Source organism: Frankia gtarii (genome assembly GCF_025403375.1).
Lineage (GTDB): Bacteria > Actinomycetota > Actinomycetes > Frankiales > Frankiaceae > Frankia > Frankia gtarii.
In genome coordinates this window covers 1-1553 of sequence record NZ_JAMPTM010000525.1, presented here as the reverse complement: position 1 = coordinate 1553, position 1553 = coordinate 1, and the positions used below count along the sequence as shown (strand labels likewise).

At 71.9% G+C, this 1553-nt stretch carries 1 protein-coding gene and 1 pseudogene; one reads left to right on the top strand and one right to left on the bottom strand.

The features are described from left to right. On the bottom strand, positions 1-919 hold a 919-nt coding region (locus tag NBZ83_RS32070), incomplete at its 3' end, for a hypothetical protein (protein ID WP_261576504.1). Between the two features lie 220 nt (positions 920-1139). Here NBZ83_RS32070 and NBZ83_RS32065 point away from each other — a divergent pair. Beyond that, a pseudogene (locus tag NBZ83_RS32065) lies at positions 1140-1553 on the top strand (hypothetical protein); the annotation flags it as partial.

The following is a 1553-nucleotide window of genomic DNA, read 5'->3' as shown; positions in this document are numbered from 1 at the left end:
CCTCGGCGGGTGGCGGGACGGATTCCATGGTCGGGGGGTTCGGGTCGTCAGTCTGGGCCTGCGGGCCACGCGGCTGTACCGCGGGAATCACGGCGGGGGGCGCGGCGGAGCCCTCGGCCAGCCATCCGGCTATCTGACGGTGTTGCTGCCGCACGTCCGCCGGCGCATTCGACCGGCCTGCGCCGGAGCCGGGTCCTGATACCGGAGCCGGAGCGACCGTGGGCTGAGAACCCCGAGTGTGCGTCTGATAGGTGACCATATTGGGCGGCACGCCCAACCGGCTCAGACCGGCGGCCACAGCAGGCGCCAGCACTCGCCAAGCCGAGTCGGCGCGATGCTGTCCGCTTCTGACCGCGCGTCTGTAGCCGCCGGTCCTGCCGTTGCCTCCACCTTCCAGGTGAACGATGAGCGGCGGGAGTCCGTCGCGGGCCCGGCGCGCGGCGTCGGCGGCAATCTGTGTGGCGAAGCGGTCCAGGCTCCGTCGTTGATCAGCGGTCAGGTCGGCATTGCTGAACGATCTGACGCCTTCCGGGACGTCCAGTTCCAGTCGGACCGCCCGCCACTGGTCGGCCGACTGCGACGCTCCCGCAACGGTGAAGTCCGGCGGATCGACGCGCGATGCGGAATGCGGATCCGAAACGGTACCCGGGGCGCCCCCACGCAGTCGTCCGATCCCCTCGCCTCGCAGGAGCGAGGCTACATCTGCCGCGAGGACCTTCGTCACCCTCCGCCGGTTCACCAGCTGCGACCGCAGATCACGGTAGACCTGCAGAATCTCGCCGTCGCCGATCTCCCGACCCGCCGGACGTTTCCGTAGATCCAGCCGTACCCAGTCCAGCAGATCGCGCTCGGCGCCCACCGGATGGATCGGCTCGGGTTCTGCCTGCCAACCTGGCGGGCTCTCCTGCCCCATCGGCACCGGCAGGATCTCGTCGACCGTCCCGAGGGATGCCGTCGTCCCCTCCGCGGCCGAGGGCGGGGCCGGGCTCGGGGCTGCGGTCGGCGGCGGGCTCGTCGCAGCGGCGGACGACTGCGGCGATTTCGACGACGGCGCGGAGGTGACCGATGGGTCGTCGGAAGCCGAGGAGTCCGAAGCATCGCCGCTTGACTCGGTGCCGCTTGCATGCGGTCCAGCGGGTGTGTGCGGCCCCACGACCGGCGGAGCCGCAGCAGCGGATAGCGGCGGAACCGGCGAGTCCGGCAGAACCGACAACACCGGCGGAACCGACGGAACCGACGGGCTCGGCGGAACCAGCGGGCTCGGCGGAACCAGCGGGGACGACGACACCCCCGGAACCGGCGGAACCGACGGAACCGACGGGCTCGACGGAACCAGCGGGCTCGGCGGAACCAGCGGGCTCGGCGGAACCAGCGGGGACGACGACACCCCCGGAACCGGCGGAACCGACGGAACCGACGGGCTCGACGGAACCAGCGGGCTCGGCGGAACCAGCGGGGACGACGACACCCCCGGAACCGGCGGAACCGACGGAACCGACGGGCTCGACGGAACCAGCGGGCTCGGCGGAACCAGCGGGGACGACGACACCCCC